The sequence below is a fragment of the Aminobacter aganoensis genome (assembly GCF_014206975.1).
Classification (GTDB): domain Bacteria; phylum Pseudomonadota; class Alphaproteobacteria; order Rhizobiales; family Rhizobiaceae; genus Aminobacter; species Aminobacter aganoensis.
Window position 1 is genome coordinate 102363 of the sequence record NZ_JACHOU010000002.1, and the last position, 21195, is coordinate 123557.

Below are 21195 nucleotides of genomic sequence, written 5' to 3' on the forward strand. Positions count from 1 at the left end.
GCGCGGCGTTTCTTTGGGCTCGAAGCCGAAGGCTATCGTCAGGCAGCAGCCGTGACGATGATCTCGACCTTGTATTCCGGGCCGGCCAGCTTGGCTTCGCCGGTCGCGCGCGCCGGCGTGTTGCCCTGCGGCACCCAGCCATCCCACACCGAGTTCATTTCGGCGAAGGTCGACATGTCGTCGAGCCAGATGATCGCCTGGAGTATCTTGGTCTTGTCGGTGCCGGCCTTGGCCAGCAGCGCGTCGATCTCGGCCAGGATGGCCTTGGTCTGCGCGGCAACACTTTCGCCCGGGGCGCCGACCTGGCCTGCCAGGTAAACGGTGTTGTTGTGGATGACGATCTGGCTCATGCGAGGGCCGACATCGATACGACGAACGCTCATGGTGGTCTCCTTCCGTTACAGGTGGCGCCTTCTTAGATTTTGCTGGCCCTTGGACGCAAGGCCGCAATAGTCAAATTCCGTGGGCCAGTACGGTTCGCCGCGGTGCTGCAGGGAAAATGCACCGCTTTGTCGCAGCACATCGTTGACTAATGTAATAACATCACATATCCAGGGTTCGAACGAGCGGTTGCCTGTGGACAGATCGATGACCGACGCCTGCCTGACATTCAAGGACCTGACGCTGGGCTACAACAGCCATCCGGCGGTCCATCACCTGAACGGCTCAATCAGGACCGGTTCACTGACGGCGGTCGTCGGCGCCAATGGCTCGGGCAAGTCCACGCTGATGAAGGGCATCGTCGGCGTGTTGAAGCCGATGGCCGGCAGTTGCACGCTCGCACCTGGCAAACGTATCGCCTATCTGCCACAGCAATCGGAACTCGACCGCAGCTTTCCTTCTCGCGTCGTCGATCTCGTGTCGCTCGGCCTGTGGCCGAGGCGCGGCCTGCTCGGCCGCTATACCAAGGAAGATCGCGAAGCCGTCGGCCACGCCTTGATGGCCGTCGGGCTGGAAGGCTTCGAGAAACGGCCGATCGACACGCTGTCTGGCGGACAGCTGCAGCGCGCGCTGTTTGCCCGCGTGCTGGTCCAGGACGCCGACATCATCCTGCTCGACGAGCCGTTCAACGCGGTCGACGCCAAGACGGTCGGCGACCTGATCAGGCTGATCAAGCGCTGGCACGGCGAAAACCGCACTGTAATGGTGGTCGCCCACGATCTCGAACTGGTGCGTGCACATTTTCCCGACACCCTGCTGCTCGCCCGCCAGCCGATCGCATGGGGCGAAACGATCGAGACGCTGCGGCCGGAAAACCTCCTGAGGGCCCGGCGTTTCGACGAAGCCTGGCACGACGATGCACCATGGTGCGAGCCGGAACCCGGCCATGCCCACGCGCATGGCCATGACGACCACCACCATCATGAGCACGGCGAGGTCCACGGCCATCCCGATCATGAATCTGGCCCGCGGGCAGCTTGACGATGTATGATTTCCTGATCGCTCCGTTCGTCGAGTTCGGCTTCATGCAGCGTGCGCTTGCCGGCTCGCTGATGCTGGCGCTTGGTGCCTGCCCTGTCGGCGTGTTCTTGATGCTGAGGCGCATGAGCCTGACCGGCGACGCCATGGCGCATGCCATCCTGCCAGGCGCTGCCGCCGGCTTCCTGCTCTACGGTTTGCAGATCGTGCCAATGACCATCGGCGGGCTGATTGCCGGCGTCATCGTGGCGCTCGGTGCCGGCGCGGTGTCGCGCTTCACCGTACAGCGCGAAGACGCCTCGATGGCCGCCTTCTACCTGATTTCACTGGCGCTCGGCGTGCTGATCGTGTCGCTGCGCGGCTCGAGCGTCGACCTGATGCATGTGCTGTTCGGCACGGTGCTGGCGCTCAACGACGATGCGCTGACGCTGATCGCCTTGATCTCGGGCATCACGCTTTTTACGCTGGCGATCTTCTGGCGCGCGCTGGTCGCCGAGTGTCTCGACCCGTTGTTCCTGCGCTCGGTCAGCCGGCTGGGCACGCCGGTCCATTTCATCTTCCTCGGCCTTGTCGTGCTCAATCTCGTCGGCGGCTTCCAGGCGCTTGGAACACTGCTTTCCGTAGGCCTGATGATGCTGCCGGCCGCAGCCGCCCGCTTCTGGACGGCGCGGGTCGAACCGATGTGCGCGCTGGCCTTCGGCTTTGGCTCGGTCTCCTGCGTCGCCGGGCTGCTGGTGTCCTACCATGCCTCCCTGCCCTCGGGCCCGGCGATCATCCTTTCCGCCGGTGCGATCTATCTGGCGTCCATCCTGTTCGGCACGCGCGGCGTCTTCAACACCAAGCTGCGCCGCCACCGCCACCGCACCGCCTGAACCCTTCGAACTTCCGATTCCCAAGACAGGAGAACTTTATGCTCAGGAAGATTGCTTTCGCCTCCGCGATGAGCGTTATAACATTAACTTCCGCATGGACCGCTTCGGCTTCGGCCGAGCCGCTGAAAGTCGTGGCGAGTTTCTCGATCATTGGCGACTTTGCCACAAATGTCGGCGGTGACCGCATCGAACTGACGACGCTGGTCGGCCCGGATGGCGACGCCCATGTCTACGAGCCCTCGCCGGCCGACGCGGTCAGCATGTCCAAGGCCGATGTCGTGCTGGTCAACGGCCTGCAGTTCGAAGGCTTCCTGCAACGCCTCGTCGAAGCCAGCGCGACCAAGGCTTCGGTGGTCGAACTGACCAAGGGCGTCGAGCCGATCAAGATGAAGGAAGAACACGAGCACGCTGCCGAGGCGGGCAGCGACCATCACAACCATGGCGACCTCGATCCGCATGCCTTCCAGTCGGTCGCCAACGCCAGGATCTATGTGAGGAACATCGCCGACGCATTTTGCGCTGCCGACGTCACCAACTGCGACATCTACAAGGCCAACGCGCTTGCCTACACCGCCAAACTCGACGCAGCCGATGAAGAGATCAAGACGACGGTGGCAGGCATCCCCGAGGACAAGCGCACGGTCATCACCTCGCATGATGCCTTCGGCTATTTCGAGAACGCCTATGGCCTGACCTTCCTGGCGCCGGAAGGCATCTCGACCGAGGCCGAAGCCTCCGCCGCCGACGTCGCTGCACTGATCATGCAGGTACGGGGCGACAAGGCGTCGGCGATCTTTCTCGAAAACATCACCAATCCGCGACTGATCGAGCAGATTTCTTCGGAAACCGGCGTCAAGGTCGGCGGCACGCTCTACTCCGATGCGCTGTCCAAGGCCGGCGGCCCGGCGACCACCTACATCGACATGATGAAAGCCAACATCGGCACTATCAAAGCAGCCATATCGGGAAGCTGACGACCCTCACGCGCCCGACAATCCAGCGCCTTCAATGACTTGGCGCGACGTCCGGCGAAACTGATTCAAGCAATCGAGGCCGGCAGATGCCGGCCCAACAGCCTCGGCGTACCCTGCCCGACAAAGGCGGGACTCTGTCGTGCCGGCCGGTTTAATTTGTTACGTAATAACATATGGAGCTACCTATGAAGTCCCTGCTTTCGGCCGCATCGGCCTTGGCTATTTTCGCCGCCTCTCCGATTACACCAGCCCATGCCGAGGAAAAATCGGCATGGCGGCTGTTCGTTTCCGATCACGCCCAACCGATCGTCCACGCCATCGACATGGAGACGGGTCATAAGATCGACACTTTCACCATCAAGGCGCCAACCAGCCTCTACCGCAGCGACAGCGGCCGTACCGTCTTTGCCTTGCAGGGCAAGGGAGATGTGATCTCGGCGCTTTCGAGCGGCATTTCCTTCGGCGACCATGGCGATCACGGCGACATCGACGTCGAGGCGCCAAAGCTTCTCGACATCAGCTTCGAGGGCAAGAAACCATCGCATTTCGTCGACCATGATGGCGACATCGCCTTGTTCTTCGATGGCGAAGGAAAGGCGCGGGTTACAAGGGAGGCAGACATCCTCGAGGGCAAACCGGCCATTCGCGAAGTGGCTACCGACGCGCCGCATCACGGCGTGGCCATCGCGCTGGGCGACCACGTGCTGGTGTCGGAGCCAAACGCTGAAAAGCCCGATGAACTGCCCGTCGGCATTCGCGTGGTCGACCGCTCCGGAGCATCTGTCGGCGATCTGCACGAATGCCCGGACCTGCATGGCGAGGCGTCGTCGGGCAATCTGATCGCCGTTGCCTGTGCCAAGGGCCTGCTCGTCATGTCGGTTGGCAAAGGTGCCCCGGCAATCGACCTGCTGCCTTACGCCGGCCTTCCCGAAGGCAAGTCGACCACGCTGGTGGGCGGCCGTGGCCTGCAGTATTTTCTCGGCAACTATGGCCCCAGCGCCGTCGTACTGATCGACCCGAAGTCCGAGAACGCCTTCAGGCTGCTCGAACTGCCGACACGCCGCGTGCATTTCGCCGTCGATCCGGTGCGGGCAAAATTCGCCTATGTCTTCACAGAGGATGGCAGCCTGCACCGTATCGACGTGGTAGCCGCCAAGTTGGATGGCTCGCTCAAGCTGACCGAGCCCTACAGCATGGACGGCCACTGGAGCGATCCGCGCCCGCGCATCGCCGTTGCCGGCGACCGCATCGTCGTCTCGAACCCGCTGAAGGGCCTGCTGCACACCATAGACGCCGAGACGTTTGAACAGACAGCCGACATTGCAGTCGAAGGCAGGCCGTTCAATCTCGTTGCCGTCGGCGGCTCCGGCGAAACCCACTGACATGACGGGGAGCCGGCCTGAACCGGCTCCCCGCCTGCTCTGCTACCTCCAGACGGTTGCCCCGACGCGCCGAGAGTGGCAAGACTGGCTTCGACCAGCCGCGCATGCGGCCACGAACCCTGCGAGGACGAACATGGAATTTCGCCAGATCACCGACGAATACTCGGTTTCCGGCCAGATCACGCCGGACGAAGTTGCCGCCATCAAGGCCGCTGGCTTCAAGAGCGTCATCTGCAACAGGCCCGACGACGAGCAGCCCGGCCAGCCTTCCGCGGACAGCGTCAAGGCGGCGGTCGAGGCCGCCGGCCTCGCTTTCCGCTACATCCCCGTCATCAGCGGCCAGATGACCGGCGACAACGTTGCCGACATGGCCGATGCGCTCGACGAGATGGATGGCCCGGTCTTCGCCTATTGCCGCTCCGGCACGCGCTGCACCAACCTCTACATGGCGATTCAGCAGAGCAAGGGCTGACTGAGAAAGCGGCCGGCCGGTTTGCAGGACAGGCGATTGTGACCTAAATTATCACAGGGATCGCGCCATGAACATTTCGGTTGCAGAAGCCAAGGCCAAGTTTTCCGAACTTATCGAACGGGTGGAAGCCGGCGAGGAGATCGTTGTTACACGCGACGGCAAGGCTGTGGCCACGATTGCTGCTCCCGTAGACGTCGCGTCATCGCGCCAGAGCATCATTGGCGCGATGAAAGGCAAGGTCTGGATCGCCGATGAATTTGACGAACTCGGCCCTGAATGGGACGAATACGCCAAGTGAGCGACCCGAAATTCCTTCTGGACACCCATGTGTTCCTTTGGGCGCTTCGCGACGACGAGAGGCTCTCGCCTGAACACCGCATGATCATTGCGCGCGGCGAAGGAATAGCCATCAGCGCCGTTTCTATTTGGGAAATTGCCATCAAGCGATCCAGCGGCAAGTTGCGTGTCGATGGCGACATGGTGCAAGTGCTCAATGAACGCGGAACTCCGATACTATCGATCAATGAGCACCACGCGTCGCGCGTCGAGCATCTTGCCGACCATCATCGCGACCCATTCGACCGGCTGCTGATCGCTCAGGCACAAGTCGAGAACCTCGTCATCCTGACCGCTGATCCGATGTTTGCGCGCTACGATGTAGCGCTCGCCTAAAGGCCCAGCCCTTCGACCTCCCCAACGCGGAACTGCAAATCGTAGTCCAGGAAGAACTCGTCGAGTTGCGGCGGTGCGACCGACGTACCGGACAGCATCGCATGTACCTGCCCGCGGTGGTGGATCTGGTGGATGAACAGATGCGCCAGCAGGTCGCCGATGCGTTCCGGTATCTGCCCGGCTTCGCCTCTGTCGGAAAGGACTCGCCGGTCGAGATCGGCTTCAGCCAGCCGGTCACAGACGGCCACCAGCCTGCGATCGAACACCAACTGCGCCTCCGCCAGAGCCACGGCATCCTCGAACACGACGAAGCGATCGAATATCCTGCGTCCCGCTCCCGTCTCCTCGATCATGTCGAGATAATAGAGGTCGACCTCGAGGATGTGGTTCAGCGTTTCCTGGAGCGAGGGAAAGAAGCTGGTGCGCGTGGCCGCGAACTCACCAGGCTGCAGGGCCGTCACGGCGCGGTAGATGCGGTCGTTGGACCACAAATTGTTCCGCGCCATGCGGCAAAAATGGCTCGTCATGTCCATGGCGGCCTCAGGCCGGCTCGAACCTGCCAACCTGACGTTCGATCGCACCGAAGATCGAGTGGCCGGACTTGTCCTTCATCTCGACCCGCAGCGTGTCGCCGAGCGAAACCGACAGCGCCTCGACCGCGCCCCTGACGATGGCGCCGGTGCCCAGCGGTCTGGTCGACGCCGCATCGGCAATCAGCTTCGGAAAGCTGGTCCAGCCGACCGAGGCAATGCTTCGCGTGCCCGCCTGCAGCGGCAGGTGCACCGCACCGTCCCAGGCATCGCCCAGTTCGTCGGGCGTCACCGCGACAGGCGACAGAGCCGACGTTCCGCTGTGGCCGGCATCGAGGTCCGTGTCGGCCGAGAGCACAACAAGGGCAATGGCGTCCTTGGCGGCGTCAGCCGTCGCGCCCATCGCAACGTCTGCGACGATCACGGCAACGGCCGCCTCTATCTTGGCATCGCGCGTCTTGCCGGCCAGTTCGATCGGATCGCGCGGGCCGACAAAGGCATCGCCGCCGCCGAGGCGCTGGTAGGCGCGTGGCAGGGGCGAATGGGCGTCATGCTCATGGAAGCGCGACGAAGGCACCGAACCGATTTCCAGCGAATCCGCCAATGCTGTGATGTGCGGGAAAATCCGACGCCAGTCGTCCAGCGCCGCCTGCAAGTTCGGCGCCAGGAAGGATGCATCGGTGTATCGCGTCAGGTCGCGCGAGACGATGACCAGTTTCCCGTCACGCGAACCGTTCTTCAGCGTCGCCAGTTTCATGCAGGTCCTCCCGATTGCGGGCGTCATCGCCCTCGACCACCACAACAAGCCCGTCGCGGCCGATCGTCAAGGTACCATTCCATGTTTTCCTGACAGCCTCGACCCAGTCGGCCTCGCCTATCTCGGGATCGTCGGCGGGAATGAGGTGATTGAGCACCAGGCGGCCGACGCCGGCACGCGCCGCGATCGTGCCCGCCTCGCCGGCAAGGCTGTGGCTTGCCATCAGATGCTCGCGCAACCGCGCGCCGTTGCCGGTGCGCGCCACCAGCCGCTCGACGCCTTCTTCCAGCATCGCCTCGTGCAGCAGGATGTCGGCGCCGCGCGCGAAATCCGCCAAGGGCGGGAAAAAGGCGGTGTCGGCGGAAAAGACGATTGCCGTGCCCTGGTGTTCGAAGCGCAGGGCGAAGCACTCGGTGACAGGCGGGTGGTCGACGCGCAGGGCTGTGACCGACAGATCGCCGTCGCGCAGCACCTCACCCTCGCCGAACTCCACGACCTCGACCATCTCGCGCAGATCAGGTCGGCCTTCGTCGATGATCCGGATTTCGATGTCGAATTCAAGCGCTTGCACGAAACCCTGCCAGTATCGATTCAAGCCGGCAGGACCGAAAACCTTGACCGGCGTCGCAAGCCCGGCCGTCCAGGCGGTGTGGAGCAAGGCGCCCAGCTCGAGCACGTGGTCGGAATGGAGATGGGTGATGAAAATCAGGTCGAGCGCCTTGAGGCTGAGACCGGCATCGGTCACTCCGCGCGTCACGCCGAGCCCGCAATCCACGACGATTGTACGCCCGCCGAGCTCAACCAGCGTGGATGTCGGCCAAGGGCCACCGGGGCGGATCGCCGGGCCACCCTTCGTGCCAAGCAGAACGATACGATATTTGCTCATCCAAAATCCCGTGCTGATTGCAAGGTCGCTGCCAGGTTAAGACTAATGATTGCAGGCGCGTTTTCGCAGCGATAACATCATGTCAGTCTGGCTATGGGAACATACGAAGGGTTTACGTCAAAGGTCGCAAGGCCTTCGTTGGCATCAAAACTCTGGACAGTATGCATCTCACTCGGGCTGTTGCTCTGCTGCCAGTACGCTGTGCTGGCAAAGGAAATGCCTTTGTGGGAAGGGCAGCACAAAGATGCCCGCCTTCTGGAAGTGGATAAGAAATTCGTAGAAGGCATACGGCAAGCGACAGGCAACCGGCTGGACAGGGGAGCACAGCACGCGATCAAGAGAGGTTGGGAGCCATTCAACGCCAATGATTACGAGCAGGCTATCCGGCGCTTCAATCAAGCCTTGGCTGCTAGATCCCGACAACGGCGCGCTCTATTGGGGTTTTGCCCTCACAACACATTTGCGCGGCGATGATCTGGCGGTAGTTGAGCGTTGGTTCGCAGAAGCCGAGAATCGGTTGCCCAACGTTGCAGAACTGCTGACGGATCACGGACGCATTCTGGAGGAACATGACCAACCGGAACGTGCCCTTACCTATTTCAAAAGATCGCTAGTCATCAATCCAAACCTCGAAGCTACACATAGCGGCATAGCGTTTGCGGCCAGAAAGCTCGGCGACAAGGAGCTGGAAGAATTTCACACCAAGCAGAGCATCAATCTGAAAGGCAACGCGAATTGACCTGAACTGCTTCGTTGCCGCACGCGCAGAGCCAAAAACGTCAGTCGACGCGGCGCGGATACTGGACGCGAGGCGGGATCCAGTGATGGACGAGCGCCAGCACAAGCAGGCTGATGCAGCTCAGCAGCACGACGACGAACAGCGTGCTGCCCTGAAAAGGCGTGGCTGTCGCCACAAGCGGAATCGCACCTGCTGGCGGATGGGTAACGCGGAACATCAGCATCAGCGCGATCGAGACACCGACCGCGACCGCCGAGACCTCCCACATTCCGGGAAACGCCATAGCAGCCGCCACCCCGATCATCGTCGCGATGAAGTAGCCGGCGAAAATGTTGATCGGCTGGGCCAGAGGGCTGGCCGGCTGGCCGAACAGCAGGACCGCGGTCGCGCCCAGCGGCGCGATGAGCATCGGCAGGCCGGTGACTGAGGCAAGGCCACCGACGGCGGCCAGGCCGACGATCGCGCCCGATCCCGACTTGACGTGCGAGATCATCTGTCCTTTCGGCTCATGCCGAGCAGTAAGGGTGCGTATGTGACTGCGCATCGTCGTTTCCAGCCGAAGGGCCCGCTTCGATAGCAACAGCGGCTTCGGCTGACAACGGGGCTTTATTCGAAAATTTCACCTTACAGTGAAAAAACTTTCCTTGCGTCACCAATCCATCACCACTTTGCCGGAATTGCCGCTGCGCATGGCGTCAAAACCGGCCTGGTAGTCGTCGATGCCGATGCGGTGCGTGATGAGGCCCGTCACGTCGAGCGGCCCTTGCACCAGCGCGATCATCTTGTACCAGGTCTCGAACATCTCACGGCCGTAGATGCCCTTGAGATGCAGCATCTTGAAGATGACCTTGTTCCAGTCGATCTCGAAGCCGGTCGGGGCGATGCCGAGGATGGCAATCTTGCCGCCATTGTTCATGGTGTCGATCATGTCGCGGAAGGCGACCGCTGAACCCGACATCTCAAGCCCGATATCGAAACCTTCGGTCATGCCCTCGTCGCGCATCACGTCGCGCAGTTTCTCCTTCGACGCATCGACCACGTGATGGACGCCGAGCTTTTTCGCCAGCGCCAGACGGACAGGGTTGATGTCGGTGATGACGACCTTCCTGGCGCCGACGCACTGGGCGACCAGAGCCCCCATGATGCCGATCGGCCCGGCACCGGTGACCAGCACATCCTCGCCGACCAGATCGAAGGACAGGGCCGTGTGCACGGCATTGCCGAGCGGGTCGAAGATCGCGGCGATCTCGTCGGACACGTCGTCGGGGATCGGCACGACGTTGTGCTGGGGGATGGCGACATATTCAGCGAAGGAGCCGGGGCGGTTGACACCGACGCCCAGCGTGTTGCGGCAGAGGTGCCCCCGCCCGGCGCGGCAGTTGCGACAGTGGCCGCAGACGATGTGACCCTCGCCCGATACTCGCTGGCCAACCTTGTAGTCCTTCACGCCGGCGCCGAAATCGGCAACAGTGCCGACGAACTCATGCCCCGTCACCATGGGCACCGGCACCGTCTTCTGCGCCCACTGGTCCCAATTGTAGATGTGGACGTCGGTGCCGCAGATCGCCGACTTCCTGACCTTGATCAGCACGTCGTTGGGGCCGATCTCGGGCACTGGTACCTCTTCCATCCAGATGCCCGGTTCGGCCTTGGCCTTCACCAGAGCGCGCATCATGTTCGACATTGTCTTCTCCTGCGAATCCCTTGACCCAGAATCGCTTTTGGCGCTGCCGGTGGCTTAAGAAACGACGCCCAATTCTCGCCCGACGTCGCCGAAAGCGGCCACCGCTCGGTCAATATCGGCAGCAGAATGCGCCGCCGACATCTGCGTGCGGATGCGCGCCTGCCCCTTTGGCACGACCGGGAACGAGAAGCCGATGACGTAGATGCCACGCTTGAGCATCTGCGCCGCCATTTCCTGGGCGAGCGAGGCGTCTCCCAGCATGACAGGAATGATCGGATGGTCGGCGCCGGCGAGCGTGAAGCCGAGCTTGCGCATGCCCGAGCGGAACCGGGCGGCATTGGCATAGAGCTTTTCGCGCAAGGCTCCGCCCGAGGCGATCATGTCGAGCACCTTGATCGAGGCACCGGCTATCGACGGGGCCAGCGTGTTGGAGAACAGATAAGGCCTGGAACGCTGCCGCAACCAATCGACCGTCTCGCGCTTGGCCGAGGTGTAGCCGCCGGAAGCGCCGCCAAGCGCCTTGCCCAGCGTCCCGGTGATGACGTCGACCCTGCCCTCGACGCCGCAATGCTCCGGCGTGCCGCGACCGTGCTTGCCGACGAAGCCCACGGCATGGCTGTCGTCGACCATCACCATCGCCCCATATTTTTCGGCCAGGTCGCAGACGCCCCCAAGATTGGCGATGATGCCGTCCATCGAGAACACCCCGTCGGTGGCGATCAGCTTGAAGCGGCTGCCCTCGGCCTTCCTCAATTCCTCCTCAAGCGCCGCCATGTCGTTGTTGGCGTAGCGAAAGCGCCTGGCCTTCGACAGGCGCACGCCATCGATGATCGAGGCGTGGTTGAGGGCATCGGAAATGATCGCGTCCTCTTCGCCCAGCAGCGTTTCGAACAGGCCGGCATTGGCGTCGAAGCAGGAGGAATAGAGGATCGTGTCCTCCATTCCGAGGAATGCCGACAGCTTCGTTTCCAGTTCCTTGTGCTCTTCCTGCGTGCCGCAGATGAAGCGCACCGAGGCCATGCCATAGCCGTAGCGGTCGAGGGCTTTCTTGGCGGCGTCGCGCAACTCGTGGCTGTCGGCAAGGCCGAGATAGTTGTTGGCGCAGAAATTCAGCACCCTTTCGCCGCCGACCTCGATCTCGGCGCTCTGCGTCGAGGTGATGACGCGCTCGGACTTGTAGAGCCCGGCCGATTTCAGTCCCTCCAACTCGGAGGACAGATGGGACAAAAACGCTTTGCTCATGGCCAGCTTGCCGCCTCAAATTCGAGTGCATCTGGTCGAGTGTCGTCCCTGCCCGGGTCAAAATCCATCACAAAAGCGACGGCGGGACGAATGGACGCCATCCGCCCCGCCACCCAGTCAGGTCAGTTCAGCGGCGCGCCGATGATGTCGATGCCGTTGCGGGCGCAAGCCTCGGTCAGCATGGCGATGACTTCAGCTGTCGGTGCTTCCTGCGGCGGGATCTCCGCCCTCGGGGCCGGAATGCTGACTTCGCGCACCATGCGCTCGAAATCGCCGCGCGTCGTGATGGTCAGGCAGCGGGCGCCCTCGGCGGATTCGACGCGATAGCTGTGCGGAATGCCCTTCGGCGCCAGCATGGTCTGGCCGGCGCGGCCGTAAAGGTCCTTGCCACCGACATTAAAGCGCACCACGCCCTCGAGAATGTGGAAGACCTCGTCCTCGTTGCGGTGAATATGGAGCGGCGGCGACGAGCCGTACGGCATCAGGTGCTCGATGACGCTGATGGTGTCGGCGCCCGCCTGACCCGAAACCCGGATGGTCGCAAGACTGCCGTTGAACCACAGCAGTTCGCCATCATTCTCGGTCTTTGCATGAATGGTCACTGTGTTTTCCTTTTCGAACAAGCGCAGCGCCGGGCGCCGCGATGGCCTTGCTCTAAGGGGTGAGCGTATCCGTTCGAATTCAGCAAAACCGAAAGCTGTATCCGCAATCTGAAACACTTCGCGCCTCGTACGAACCAGGAATCGAGAGCAGTTGTCACGAATACGACGCCTGCAAGCGCCGCTTCCCTTATCGCTGCCGGGTATCGGCCACGCTATCCTTGGTGCACATCAAGCCTGCGCCCGGGGACAGCATGAGCGACGCGACGATTTCGAGCATCCGCATCTTCCGCCAATGGCAGCCGTTTCGCGACGGTACCTATCGCTGCTCGGGCGGGCGCAGCGCCGAAGGCTTCGATTCGACCATCGTCGAAATCACCAGCCGCGACGGCGTTGCGGGCTATGGCGAGATGGCGCCGCTGGGCAGCTTCTACGACCCGGCCTTTGCCGCCGGTGCACGCAAGGCTATGCAGGAACTGGCGCCGCAACTGCTCGGCTGCGATGCATCCGGCACCGAGGCCCTCAACCGGCGCATGAACCTGCTGCTCAAGGGCCACCCCTATGCCAAGTCGGCGCTCGACATGGCGCTGTGGGATCTGTCAGGCAAACGCTCGGGGCTTTCGGTTGCGGCGATGAGCGGCGGCGCGGAGGGATCGGCGCTGGCGCTCTATCGCTCCATCGCCCAACAGGCGCCAGACGCCATGGCGGCACGGGCGACGAAATACATCGCCGAGGGCTACCGCCGCCTGCAGGTGAAGGTCGGGCTCGACGTCAACGAGGACATCGCCCGGCTCGAGGCCGTACGAGCAAGCGTTCCGGCCGACACGGTCCTGTTCTGCGACGCCAACGCCAGTTGGGGCACGGCCGAAACCCGCCGCTTCCTGATGGCGACGCGAAATCTCGACTACACGCTGGAGCAGCCCTGTGCGAGCTATGAGGAAAACCTCGCCATCCGCCGCGCCACCGACCGGCCACTGGTGCTTGACGAAACGATCGACGGCGTCGACGTGCTGATCCGGGCCATTTCGGACGGACTGGTCGACGGCATCACGATCAAGCTGGCGCGGGTCGGCGGCCTGAGCAAGGCAAAGCTGCTGCGCGACATCGCGATCGCCAGGAACCTCAAGGTTACCATCGAGGATACGGGCGGTGCCCAGATCGACACGGCGGCCTATTCCGGCCTGATGTCGTCGACACCGGAACATCTCAGGCAGCACACCGTCGACTTCCACAACTGGGTGACGGTGTCTAACGCGCGCGGAAGTTTTACCATCTTGGATGGCATGATGAGCATGCCGACCGGCCCAGGGCTTGGCCTCGACATCGACCCGGCCATCTTTGGCGAGCCGATCTTCAACTGCCATGCCTGAATGATGGCTGGACGGATGCGCCCCTGCCGAGCGCCGGCGCTATGGTAGCGGGGCGCCGACGGCCTCGATGGAACTGCTCGCGCGATCGTCGGAAAAAACCCCGGCGACTGAGGGATCCGAACGGCTCATCTGGCGGACCAATTGCTCAAACTCGTCACCTTCGGTGACAATCAGGCAGGTCGCGCCGTCGGCGGACACGATCTCGAAATCATGCGGAAGCCGATTGGGTGCCACGACCGTCTGCCCGACATGGGCGAGAAAAATCCTGTCGCCAACCTGAAACCGCATCATGCCGTCGAGAATGTGGATAAGCCCATCGCCACTCAAGGTCACCTGCAGCGGCGATACGCCCCCTGCGGGCATGCGGCATTCGATAATGCTGGTGTGATCGTTTTCGATGCTCGCTGCTACGCGGATGGTCATGAGGTTGTCGCCGAACCACAGGATCTGACCGGCATTTTCGAATGTCGTCTTGGCGTTCATCAACGATATCCCCTCTGACAGTCCAACGAAATACTGCCGGACGCCTCAGGGAATTATCGACGCCATGTATCCGCCTGACGTCGAGAAGCCAACGGCGTGTTTCATGATTATGAAACAATTCGCGCTATGGTCGAATTTAAATCGCACCACCTAAACCAGAAAGCGAACTTAACGCGCACCCATCCCGGCCTGTGGCCAACAAAACGGCCGCATGGAGTGTCCATGCGGCCGCCATGACCTTCAGCATGTCGATCGAAGGCTCAGAAGAAAGCCTGCAGGCCTGTCTGGGCGCGGCCCAGGATCAGCGCATGCACGTCGTGCGTGCCTTCGTAGGTGTTGACCGTCTCCAGGTTCTGCGCATGGCGCATGACGTGGTAGCCGATCTGGATGCCGTTGCCGCCATGCATATCGCGGGCGACACGCGCGATGTCCAGCGCCTTGCCGCAATTGTTGCGCTTGACGAGGCTGATCATCTCGGGCGCGAACTTGTGCTCGTCCATCAGACGGCCGACGCGCAACGAGCCCTGGAGACCAAGAGCAATCTCGGTCTGCATGTCGGCCAGTTTCTTCTGGTAGAGTTGCATGCCGGCCAGCGGCTTGTTGAACTGCTTGCGGTCGAGGCCGTACTGGCGGGCACGGTGCCAGCAATCCTCAGCGGCACCCATGACACCCCAGGAGATGCCGTAGCGGGCGCGGTTGAGGCAGCCGAAGGGACCCTTGAGGCCTGAAACGTTCGGCAGCAGCGCGTCTTCGCCGACTTCGACGCCCTCCATGACGATCTCGCCGGTTATCGAAGCGCGCAGCGACAGCTTGCCGCCGATCTTCGGCGCCGACAGGCCCCTCATGCCCTTTTCCAGCACGAAGCCGCGGATCTGGTTGTCATGGGCAGCGGACTTTGCCCAGACGACGAAGACGTCGGCGATCGGCGCGTTCGAAATCCACATCTTCGAGCCGCTGATCTTGTAGCCGTTGGCCGTCTTCTCGGCGCGGGTCTTCATGCCGCCCGGATCGGAACCCGCGTCCGGCTCGGTCAGGCCGAAGCAACCGATCCACTCACCAGAAGCGAGCTTGGGCAGGTACTTCTTGCGCTGCTCCTCGGAGCCGTAGGCATAGATCGGATACATCACCAGCGACGACTGCACCGACATCATTGAGCGGTAGCCCGAATCGACGCGTTCGACCTCGCGGGCGACAAGGCCGTAGGTGACGTAGCCGGCGCCCAGGCCGCCATATTCCTCGGGAACGGTCACGCCGAGCAGGCCTGCCTCGCCCATTTCGCGGAAGATCGCCGGATCGGTCTTCTCGTCGAGATAGGCTTCCTCGACGCGCGGCGCGAGCTTGTCGGCGGCAAAGCTTGCTGCCGCATCGCGCATCATGCGCTCGTCTTCGCTCAACTGGTCTTCGATCAGGAACGGGTCGGCCCAGACAAAGCTGCCGCCGCCGGCCGGTGTGGATGCGCTCATGGTTCCTCCGGAGAATAGGTGATTTTCGCTCATCCTAGACCGCCTTGGCACTTTTCGCTAACAAGTAATCTCGCATAGTTTATGCGCAAATTCGATCAACTCGACGACAGGCCAACCAATGCGCCGCAGCTATGTCCCGACGATTGCAGAGCTTGAGGCATTCCGCGCCTGCGCCAGCCTCGGCACGACAATTCGCGCGGCCGATCAGCTCGGCCTGACGCAGAGCTCGGTCAGCCGGTCGATCGGCCAATTGGAGGACCGGCTGGGCGTGGCTCTGTTCCACCGTATCCGGCAGCGTCTGGCGCTGTCGGATGCCGGCCGCCGCTTTGCCCGCGACGCTGAGGCGATCCTCGACAGCCTGCATGAAGCAGCGGTGCGGACCATGGCCTTCGGCGGCCAGTCCGACGTGCTGAGCATAGCGGTGCTACCAACGCTGGCCGATCGCTGGCTGATCCCCAGGCTCGCCGGCTTCCATGCCGCCCATCCGCATGTCGCCATTGACCTTGCGGTGCGGCTGGAAACGGTCGACTTCGAAGCCGAAGCCTTCGATGCTGCGATCCAGCGCGGCCCGGCGGAACCGGGGCAAGCGGGCATCGTCAGGCTGTTCGACGAGCAGCTTGTGGTCGTCGCCTCGCCTTCCCTGCTCGACGGACGCGCCGCCCTCGACGACGCCGAGCTTGCCGCGCTGCCGCTGCTGCAGCAGTCGACGCGGCCGACACTGTGGCTGAAATGGTTCCAGGCAGCCGGCATCGACCCGCGCACCACGCTGCGCGGGCACCGCTTTGAACAGTTCTCGATGGTGGTCGAGGCGGCGGTCGCCGGCCTAGGCGTGGCGCTGGTGCCAGAGGTGCTGGCCGAGCGCGAGCTCGCCTCGGGCCGGCTCATCATGGCGTCGCCGAACCGCATCGTCGGCGAAGCGCCCTACCGGCTCGCCTTCCGCCCCGGCGGCGAGGGCCGGCCGGGCCTGCGTGAATTCGTCCGCTGGCTGACGGCCGAGGCGGCGGACCAGCCCGTCAGATCCTTAGCCCGAACCTGATGCCGTCATAGATGGCGGCATGGATATTGCGCGCCTGCACGGCATCGCCGATGCGCAAGAGCAAGAAACGGCCATCCGGGTTCTTGTCCGTGAAGATGTCGCCGCCATGAACGAGACGCTCATAGTCGATGGCGCCCAAGTTCTTCGACTGTGGCTTCAGCTCGAGATAGAGGTCGTCGAGCGGCAGGGTGCCATGCTCGACAACGATCTGGTCGACACGGCGCTCCTCACTCCAGCCCTTGGCGAAATCGGAGGCCAGTGCAGCTATCAGTTGGTTGCCGTCGCGCCGGACCGACTTGAGCCGCGTGTTGATGGTGATCTTCACGCCATTGCGGTGGAACGCCTCCATGTAAGGTACGTGGTTCATGCCGCCAATCTCTGGGACGAAGAAGCGCTCCGGCGTCAGCAGTTCGAGCTTTGCCCCGGCCTTGCCGATGAGTTCGGCGGCGGTCATGCCCTGGTGGCCGCCATTGTCGTCGTAGAGCAGCACGTTCTCCGCTGGCTTGACGCTGCCGGCGATGATGTCCCAGCTCGACGCCACCAGATCGTCGCCCGCATCGAGTGGCGGGTTCTGCGGCAGGCCGCCGGTGGCGATCACCACGGCGTCGGGCGCGAGCGCCAGCACATCGTCCACGCCGGCCCAAATGTCGTAACGGATCTCGACGCCAAGGCGCTCCAGCTCGGCAAGCCGCCAATCGACGATGCCGATCAGTTCGCGCCGGCGCGGGTTCTGGGCGGCGAGCCTGATTTGTCCCCCAGCCTGGCCCGACGCCTCGAGCACGATCACCTTGTGGCCGCGCTCGGCCATGACGCGAGCCGCCTCCAGCCCGGCAGCACCGGCGCCGACCACGACGACCTTGCGCAGCGGCCCATCGGTGCGGGAAATATCATGCGGGATCGTCGCCTCGCGCCCCGTTGCGGCGTTATGGATGCAGAGCGCGCCGCCGCCCTCGTAGATGCGGTCGAGGCAGTAGGTCGCGCCGACGCAGGGGCGAATGCGGTGTTCTTCGCCTGACATCACCTTCCTGGTGATATGCGGGTCAGCGATGTGGGCACGCGTCATGCCGACCATGTCGAGCTTGCCGGCCGCGATGGCATGGCGGGCGGTGGCGACATCCGAGATGCGCGCGGCATGAAAGACGGGGAATTTGGTCGCCGCCCTGACCTCGCCGGCAAAATCGAGATGCGGTGCCGACGGCATGCCGTGGATGGGGATCACGCCGGTCAGCGCCGCGTCGGTGTCGATATGACCGCGGATGATGTTGAGGAAGTCGAATTTTCCTGACGCCGCAAGGCGACGGGCGATCTCGACGCCCTCCTCTCGCGACAGCCCCTTGTCCATGTCCTCGTCGGCGACCATGCGGATGCCGACGACGAAACCAGGGCCGACGGCAGCGCGCACGGCATCGATCACCCGCCATGTGAAGCGCAGGCGGTTGTCGAGCGAGCCGCCATAGTCGTCGTCGCGATGGTTGGTGGCAGGCGACCAGAAGCCATCGAGCAGGTGGCCGTAGGCCTCGAACTCGATGCCGTCGAGGCCTGCCGCCTGCATGCGCTGGGCGGCCGAGGCATAGTCGGCGACGATGCGGTCGAGGTCCCAGTCCTCGGCTGTCTTGGGGAAGGTGCGGTGGGCTGCCTCGCGCACCGGAGATGCGCTGAGCACCGGCAGCCAGTCGGCCTTGTTCCAGGCTGTGCGCCGGCCAAGGTGCGTGAGCTGGATCATGACCTTGCAGTCATGCTCATGGCAGGCATCGGCCAGTTCGGCCATCCACGACACGATGGCGTCGTCATAGGCGTGCAGGTTGCCGAAAGCGGCCGGGCTGTCGCGCGAGACGATGGCCGAGCCCGCCGTCATGGTCAGCGCCATGCCGCCCCTGGCCTTCTCGGCATGGTAGAGCCGGTAGCGCTCCTTCGGCATGCCGTCCTCGGAATATGCCGGCTCGTGGCTCGTCGACATGACACGGTTCTTCAGTGTCAGATGCTTGAGCCGGTAAGGCTGGAGAAGCGGGTCGTTGCTGGTCATTGCCTTCCTGCATTATCAGGCGCTAATAAGCGCCACCGAAAATCTGGCCTTGGAGTTTCGCGCGCCAGCGAGCCACGGCAATGAGCCAGAGCCAGCCCGAAGAGCCGCCCAATGACCATCACCGACACCCTCACCCAGCTCGGCACCCATGTTCAGACGCCGGCCTCGCCGGAAACCGCCGTGCTCGAAACCGTGCCCTACGACCGCGTCGGCGGCCCACCGGCCATCGTTCGCTTCACCTGCCCGGAGTTCACTTCGCTGTGCCCGGTGACAGGCCAGCCCGATTTCGCGCACATCGTCATCGATTATGCACCGGACAAGCTGCTGGTCGAATCCAAGTCGCTCAAGCTGTTCATGGTGTCGTTCCGCAACCATGGCGCCTTTCACGAGGACTGCACCGTGATGATCGGCCGCCGCGTCGTCGAAGCGACGAAACCGCTGTGGCTGCGCATCGCCGGCTATTGGTATCCGCGCGGCGGCATTCCGATCGACGTGTTCTGGCAGACCGGCACGCCCCCGGAGGGTTCGTGGCTGCCCGAAACCGGCGTTGCGCCCTATCGCGGGCGCGGCTGAGCCAACGCGACATGCTTCTGCCGGCTCATCGCGCCGCAGCGTCATCTATCACCTCGACCTTGGCGATCCGGCAGTTCGCATCGAAATGAACGGTTTCCACGCCGGATCGGCTGAGGCGCACGCCGGTCGCCGCATCCGAAGCGTCGAGCCGCCAGCGCGACCAGGCCGCCCGCGGCGACAGCGCGGCCACGGTCTCGTCCTTGGAAACCTGGTCGCCATAGACGGCAAAATAGCCGCGAAACGCCGCCATGATCGCATCGCGCCCGACGATCGCACCGACCCCATCGGAGACATATTCGGCATCCGGCGCGAAACAGGCTTCGATAGCCTCGAAGTCGAGGTCGTCGATGGCCGCGTGGTAGTGCTTCAACGCCGCAACGGGATCGAAGGCCAGCTCGTTCATGCCGCCGTCCATCAATACCACGCATCTTCCATCGACGCCTTCTTGCGCGTCATGAACTCCTGCAGCGCTTCGTCGATGCCGGGATCGAGCGGCGGCGCCTGATATTCAGCCAGCATCGTCTTCCAGCGCTTGTTGGCGCGAGCGGCGGCGTCGACCGAACCCGCCGCCTCCCATTTCTCGTAGGGCTCGTTGTCGGCGATGGCCGAATCCCAGAACGCCGTTTCGTAGTTGGCCATGGTATGGGCGCAGCCGAAGAAGTGGTTGCCGGGCCCGACCTCCCTGAAAGCGTCGAGCGCCAGCTGGTTGTCGTCGATCTTCACGCCGTCGAGATAGGTGTGCAGCGCCCCGCAGAAATCGGCATCCATGACGAACTTCTCGTAGGACATCGACAACAGCCCGTCGAGGAAACCGGCGGAGTGCAGGATGAAGTTAGCCCCGCAATGCACCGCCGCCAGCATCGACATGGTGCCTTCGTTCATGGCGTGGGCATCGGGCAGCTTCGAGGTGGTGAAATTGCCGGAGCAGCGCAGCGGCAGGTTGAGCCGCCGGGCCAGTTGCCCGATCACCATCGAGCCGATTGCCGGTTCCGGCGTGCCGAAGGTCGGCGAGCCCGAACGCAGCGACATGGACGACAGGAAATTGCCGAAGATAACGGGCGCGCCGGGTCGTTCGAGTTGGGTCAGAGCGCAGCCAGCCATGGTTTCGGCCAGCGACTGGGCGATGGCGCCGGCATTGGTCACCGGCCCCATGGCGCCGCCGAGGATGAAGGGCACGACCACCGCCGCCTGGTTGGCGCGGGCATAGGCGCGCAGGGCGGTGGTCATCGTGGCATCCCAGACCAGCGGCGAATTGACATTGACGTTGCCTAGGATGACGCAGTTTTTATCGGCGAACTCGTCGCCGAAGACGATGCGTGCCATGTCGATGGAATCTTCGGCGCGGGCTTCCGAGGTCACCGAGCCCATGAAGGCACGGTCGGAATAGCGGATATGGCTGTAGACCATGTCGAGATGGCGCTTGTTGACCGGCACGTCGACGGGCTCGCAGATGGTGCCGCCGGAATGGTGCAGCCAGGGCGAGGATTGGGCCAGCTTCACGAAGTTGCGGAAGTCCTCGATGGTGCCGTAGCGGCGGCCCTTGTCGAGATCCATGACGAAGGGCGAGCCATAGGCCGGCGAAAACACCACGCTCTTGCCGCCGATCTCGACCGAACGTTCGGGGTTTCTCGCGTGTTGGGTGAAGGTCGCAGGTGCAGTCCTCAGCAGTTCGCGCAGCAGGCCGGGCTCGAACTTGACCAGCACGCCCTCGACCTTGGCCCCTGCCCGCCGCCAGTGGTCGAGCGCCACCGGATCGTCGCGAAATTCGATGCCGATCTCGGCCAGGATGCGGTCGGCCGTCTCTTCGATGCGGACCAGGTTCTCCTCCGACAGCATGTCGTAGGTGGGGATGTTGCGGACGATATAAGGCCGGCCGTGCGCTTCGGGTCCGTGCGAGCGTTGCTCGCGGCGAGCGTTCCGGCCGCCGCGCTCGCGGCGTTTGACTGGCTCCACCTGGGTTTCGGGGGCAACGACGTTCATGCATGGCTCCTGAGCATTCCAGCATGAAGCTAGCCTTTG

Annotated in this window: 24 protein-coding genes; 11 read left to right on the top strand and 13 right to left on the bottom strand. The window is 63.3% G+C overall.

Annotated elements, in window-relative coordinates:
- Positions 1-38: 38 nt before the first annotated feature.
- Positions 39-383, bottom strand: coding sequence for a RidA family protein (locus GGR00_RS04390; RefSeq protein WP_055979001.1), 345 nt, complete (start codon positions 381-383; stop codon positions 39-41).
- A 205-nt stretch (positions 384-588) separates the two neighbouring features.
- On the opposite strand from GGR00_RS04390, the gene aztA reads away from it, so the two are divergent.
- The 7 genes from aztA to GGR00_RS04425 all read left to right on the top strand — a co-directional run bounded on the left by aztA (position 589) and on the right by GGR00_RS04425 (position 5791).
- Positions 589-1422 carry a zinc ABC transporter ATP-binding protein AztA gene (gene aztA, locus GGR00_RS04395; RefSeq protein WP_055978998.1) on the top strand — a complete coding sequence of 278 codons (834 nt, stop codon included), beginning with the start codon at positions 589-591 and terminating at the stop codon, positions 1420-1422.
- Positions 1423-1424: 2 nt separating this feature from the next.
- On the top strand, positions 1425-2291 hold the full coding sequence (gene aztB / locus GGR00_RS04400) for a zinc ABC transporter permease AztB (protein ID WP_055978995.1): 867 nt from the start codon (positions 1425-1427) through the stop codon (positions 2289-2291).
- 38 nt (positions 2292-2329) lie between these two features.
- Complete coding sequence (aztC, locus tag GGR00_RS04405; protein WP_184698221.1) at positions 2330-3265, top strand: zinc ABC transporter substrate-binding protein AztC; 936 nt, start codon at positions 2330-2332, stop codon at positions 3263-3265.
- A 185-nt stretch (positions 3266-3450) separates the two neighbouring features.
- Positions 3451-4647 (top strand): zinc metallochaperone AztD, encoded by a 1197-nt coding sequence (gene aztD / locus GGR00_RS04410; protein ID WP_184698224.1) that lies wholly within the window; start codon positions 3451-3453, stop codon positions 4645-4647.
- 133 nt (positions 4648-4780) lie between these two features.
- The gene (locus tag GGR00_RS04415) at positions 4781-5119 is read left to right on the top strand and encodes a protein tyrosine phosphatase family protein (RefSeq protein WP_055978986.1); all 339 of its coding nucleotides are present in this window, start codon (positions 4781-4783) and stop codon (positions 5117-5119) included.
- Positions 5120-5186: 67 nt separating this feature from the next.
- Complete coding sequence (locus GGR00_RS04420) at positions 5187-5417, top strand: type II toxin-antitoxin system Phd/YefM family antitoxin (protein ID WP_184698227.1); 231 nt, start codon at positions 5187-5189, stop codon at positions 5415-5417.
- The gene (locus GGR00_RS04425; RefSeq protein WP_343065520.1) at positions 5414-5791 is read left to right on the top strand and encodes a type II toxin-antitoxin system VapC family toxin; all 378 of its coding nucleotides are present in this window, start codon (positions 5414-5416) and stop codon (positions 5789-5791) included. The genes GGR00_RS04420 and GGR00_RS04425 overlap by 4 nt, the downstream gene beginning before the upstream one ends.
- Here GGR00_RS04425 and GGR00_RS04430 read toward each other — a convergent pair.
- From GGR00_RS04430 to GGR00_RS04440, 3 genes are read right to left on the bottom strand one after another with little or no spacing between them, the layout of a single operon-like run.
- On the bottom strand, positions 5788-6324 hold the full coding sequence (locus GGR00_RS04430; protein ID WP_184698232.1) for a DinB family protein: 537 nt from the start codon (positions 6322-6324) through the stop codon (positions 5788-5790). The two genes, GGR00_RS04425 and GGR00_RS04430, sit on opposite strands and share 4 nt — an antisense overlap.
- Positions 6325-6331: 7 nt before the next feature.
- Complete coding sequence (locus GGR00_RS04435; protein ID WP_184698235.1) at positions 6332-7078, bottom strand: fumarylacetoacetate hydrolase family protein; 747 nt, start codon at positions 7076-7078, stop codon at positions 6332-6334.
- Complete coding sequence (locus GGR00_RS04440) at positions 7044-7964, bottom strand: MBL fold metallo-hydrolase (protein ID WP_184698237.1); 921 nt, start codon at positions 7962-7964, stop codon at positions 7044-7046. The genes GGR00_RS04435 and GGR00_RS04440 overlap by 35 nt, the downstream gene beginning before the upstream one ends.
- Before the next feature lie 364 nt (positions 7965-8328).
- Here GGR00_RS04440 and GGR00_RS04445 point away from each other — a divergent pair, with 364 nt between their 5' ends.
- Complete coding sequence (locus GGR00_RS04445) at positions 8329-8703, top strand: tetratricopeptide repeat protein (RefSeq protein ID WP_184698240.1); 375 nt, start codon at positions 8329-8331, stop codon at positions 8701-8703.
- A gap of 40 nt (positions 8704-8743) precedes the next feature.
- Here GGR00_RS04445 and GGR00_RS04450 read toward each other — a convergent pair whose 3' ends face one another.
- The 4 genes from GGR00_RS04450 to GGR00_RS04465 all read right to left on the bottom strand — a co-directional run bounded on the left by GGR00_RS04450 (position 8744) and on the right by GGR00_RS04465 (position 12231).
- Positions 8744-9196: an HPP family protein gene (locus GGR00_RS04450; RefSeq protein WP_244487881.1), complete on the bottom strand. Its 453-nt coding sequence runs from the start codon at positions 9194-9196 to the stop codon at positions 8744-8746.
- A 156-nt stretch (positions 9197-9352) separates the two neighbouring features.
- Positions 9353-10387, bottom strand: a complete 1035-nt coding sequence (tdh, locus tag GGR00_RS04455; protein WP_055978966.1) for an L-threonine 3-dehydrogenase — start codon at positions 10385-10387, stop codon at positions 9353-9355.
- Positions 10388-10441: 54 nt separating this feature from the next.
- Entirely contained in the window at positions 10442-11629 is a 1188-nt protein-coding gene (locus GGR00_RS04460; protein ID WP_055978963.1) for a glycine C-acetyltransferase, read from the bottom strand.
- Between the two features lie 122 nt (positions 11630-11751).
- Positions 11752-12231 carry a cupin domain-containing protein gene (locus GGR00_RS04465; protein WP_055979276.1) on the bottom strand — a complete coding sequence of 160 codons (480 nt, stop codon included), beginning with the start codon at positions 12229-12231 and terminating at the stop codon, positions 11752-11754.
- Positions 12232-12482: 251 nt separating this feature from the next.
- Here GGR00_RS04465 and GGR00_RS04470 point away from each other — a divergent pair, with 251 nt between their 5' ends.
- Complete coding sequence (locus tag GGR00_RS04470; protein ID WP_055978960.1) at positions 12483-13598, top strand: mandelate racemase/muconate lactonizing enzyme family protein; 1116 nt, start codon at positions 12483-12485, stop codon at positions 13596-13598.
- A 39-nt stretch (positions 13599-13637) separates the two neighbouring features.
- On the opposite strand, the gene GGR00_RS04475 is transcribed toward GGR00_RS04470, so the two are convergent.
- Entirely contained in the window at positions 13638-14081 is a 444-nt protein-coding gene (locus GGR00_RS04475; protein WP_055978956.1) for a cupin domain-containing protein, read from the bottom strand.
- A gap of 260 nt (positions 14082-14341) precedes the next feature.
- Positions 14342-15544: an acyl-CoA dehydrogenase gene (locus tag GGR00_RS04480; RefSeq protein WP_055978955.1), complete on the bottom strand. Its 1203-nt coding sequence runs from the start codon at positions 15542-15544 to the stop codon at positions 14342-14344.
- Between the two features lie 118 nt (positions 15545-15662).
- Here GGR00_RS04480 and GGR00_RS04485 point away from each other — a divergent pair, with 118 nt between their 5' ends.
- Entirely contained in the window at positions 15663-16580 is a 918-nt protein-coding gene (locus GGR00_RS04485) for a LysR family transcriptional regulator (protein WP_055978951.1), read from the top strand.
- Here GGR00_RS04485 and GGR00_RS04490 read toward each other — a convergent pair.
- Positions 16558-18603: an oxidoreductase gene (locus GGR00_RS04490; RefSeq protein ID WP_184698242.1), complete on the bottom strand. Its 2046-nt coding sequence runs from the start codon at positions 18601-18603 to the stop codon at positions 16558-16560. The genes GGR00_RS04485 and GGR00_RS04490 overlap by 23 nt on opposite strands.
- Before the next feature lie 111 nt (positions 18604-18714).
- Between GGR00_RS04490 and queF the strand changes: the two genes are divergently transcribed.
- Complete coding sequence (queF, locus tag GGR00_RS04495; protein ID WP_055978945.1) at positions 18715-19176, top strand: preQ(1) synthase; 462 nt, start codon at positions 18715-18717, stop codon at positions 19174-19176.
- Between the two features lie 25 nt (positions 19177-19201).
- Here queF and GGR00_RS04500 read toward each other — a convergent pair whose 3' ends face one another.
- Both GGR00_RS04500 and GGR00_RS04505 read right to left on the bottom strand, forming a co-directional pair.
- Positions 19202-19579: a nuclear transport factor 2 family protein gene (locus tag GGR00_RS04500; RefSeq protein WP_055979274.1), complete on the bottom strand. Its 378-nt coding sequence runs from the start codon at positions 19577-19579 to the stop codon at positions 19202-19204.
- An 11-nt stretch (positions 19580-19590) separates the two neighbouring features.
- Positions 19591-21156 carry a trimethylamine methyltransferase family protein gene (locus GGR00_RS04505; protein ID WP_055978942.1) on the bottom strand — a complete coding sequence of 522 codons (1566 nt, stop codon included), beginning with the start codon at positions 21154-21156 and terminating at the stop codon, positions 19591-19593.
- Between the last annotated feature and the right edge of the window lie 39 nt (positions 21157-21195).

Bases quoted from the DNA above. Each gene is read 5' to 3' on its own strand.
- GGR00_RS04450 (WP_244487881.1), bottom strand. From the start codon at position 9,196: ATGATCTCGCACGTCAAGTCGGGATCGGGCGCGATCGTCGGCCTGGCC.
- GGR00_RS04485 (WP_055978951.1), top strand. From the start codon at position 15,663: ATGCGCCGCAGCTATGTCCCGACGATTGCAGAGCTTGAGGCATTCCGC.
- GGR00_RS04480 (WP_055978955.1), bottom strand. From the start codon at position 15,544: ATGAGCGCATCCACACCGGCCGGCGGCGGCAGCTTTGTCTGGGCCGAC.
- aztB (WP_055978995.1), top strand. From the start codon at position 1,425: ATGTATGATTTCCTGATCGCTCCGTTCGTCGAGTTCGGCTTCATGCAG.
- GGR00_RS04415 (WP_055978986.1), top strand. From the start codon at position 4,781: ATGGAATTTCGCCAGATCACCGACGAATACTCGGTTTCCGGCCAGATC.
- GGR00_RS04430 (WP_184698232.1), bottom strand. From the start codon at position 6,324: ATGGACATGACGAGCCATTTTTGCCGCATGGCGCGGAACAATTTGTGG.
- GGR00_RS04435 (WP_184698235.1), bottom strand. From the start codon at position 7,078: ATGAAACTGGCGACGCTGAAGAACGGTTCGCGTGACGGGAAACTGGTC.
- tdh (WP_055978966.1), bottom strand. From the start codon at position 10,387: ATGTCGAACATGATGCGCGCTCTGGTGAAGGCCAAGGCCGAACCGGGC.
- GGR00_RS04475 (WP_055978956.1), bottom strand. From the start codon at position 14,081: ATGAACGCCAAGACGACATTCGAAAATGCCGGTCAGATCCTGTGGTTC.
- aztD (WP_184698224.1), top strand. From the start codon at position 3,451: ATGAAGTCCCTGCTTTCGGCCGCATCGGCCTTGGCTATTTTCGCCGCC.
- GGR00_RS04500 (WP_055979274.1), bottom strand. From the start codon at position 19,579: ATGAACGAGCTGGCCTTCGATCCCGTTGCGGCGTTGAAGCACTACCAC.
- GGR00_RS04460 (WP_055978963.1), bottom strand. From the start codon at position 11,629: ATGAGCAAAGCGTTTTTGTCCCATCTGTCCTCCGAGTTGGAGGGACTG.
- GGR00_RS04445 (WP_184698240.1), top strand. From the start codon at position 8,329: ATGATTACGAGCAGGCTATCCGGCGCTTCAATCAAGCCTTGGCTGCTA.
- aztA (WP_055978998.1), top strand. From the start codon at position 589: ATGACCGACGCCTGCCTGACATTCAAGGACCTGACGCTGGGCTACAAC.
- queF (WP_055978945.1), top strand. From the start codon at position 18,715: ATGACCATCACCGACACCCTCACCCAGCTCGGCACCCATGTTCAGACG.
- GGR00_RS04420 (WP_184698227.1), top strand. From the start codon at position 5,187: ATGAACATTTCGGTTGCAGAAGCCAAGGCCAAGTTTTCCGAACTTATC.
- GGR00_RS04505 (WP_055978942.1), bottom strand. From the start codon at position 21,156: ATGAACGTCGTTGCCCCCGAAACCCAGGTGGAGCCAGTCAAACGCCGC.
- GGR00_RS04390 (WP_055979001.1), bottom strand. From the start codon at position 383: ATGAGCGTTCGTCGTATCGATGTCGGCCCTCGCATGAGCCAGATCGTC.
- aztC (WP_184698221.1), top strand. From the start codon at position 2,330: ATGCTCAGGAAGATTGCTTTCGCCTCCGCGATGAGCGTTATAACATTA.
- GGR00_RS04440 (WP_184698237.1), bottom strand. From the start codon at position 7,964: ATGAGCAAATATCGTATCGTTCTGCTTGGCACGAAGGGTGGCCCGGCG.
- GGR00_RS04470 (WP_055978960.1), top strand. From the start codon at position 12,483: ATGAGCGACGCGACGATTTCGAGCATCCGCATCTTCCGCCAATGGCAG.
- GGR00_RS04490 (WP_184698242.1), bottom strand. From the start codon at position 18,603: ATGACCAGCAACGACCCGCTTCTCCAGCCTTACCGGCTCAAGCATCTG.